Source organism: Aeromonas sp. LsrichE-8G, assembly GCF_022869435.1.
Lineage (GTDB): Bacteria > Pseudomonadota > Gammaproteobacteria > Enterobacterales > Aeromonadaceae > Aeromonas > Aeromonas caviae.
Genome location: NZ_JALIHH010000307.1, coordinates 1 through 293, shown reverse-complemented (window position 1 = coordinate 293; position 293 = coordinate 1). Strand labels below are relative to the sequence as shown.

The window sequence follows — 293 nt, the reverse complement described above, 5'->3', positions numbered from 1 at the left end:
GACGCTATCCGGTTCGTCAACTTCGACAAGTATTGCCGCCTTGAAAAGGGTCGCGTGAAGCTGCCTGCCGGGCTGGCGTGGGTCAAGTTCCGTCAGTCCCAGCCAGTTGAAGGGAAAATTAAAAACGCGACCGTCAGCCAAGCAGCTGGGCACTGGTATATCTCCTTTCAGGTCGAGCAGGAGACGTCCGAGCCAATTCACCCCTCCGGCTCAATGGTCGGGTTGGATGCGGGGATCGCCAAGCTCGCAACCCTGTCAGATGGCACGGTGTTTGAGCCCGTCAACAGCTTCAA

The 293-nt window shown here is 57.7% G+C and carries 1 pseudogene; it reads left to right on the top strand.

From position 1 onward, the window contains the following. A pseudogene (locus MUW49_RS21700) lies at positions 1 to 293 on the top strand (RNA-guided endonuclease TnpB family protein); the annotation flags it as partial.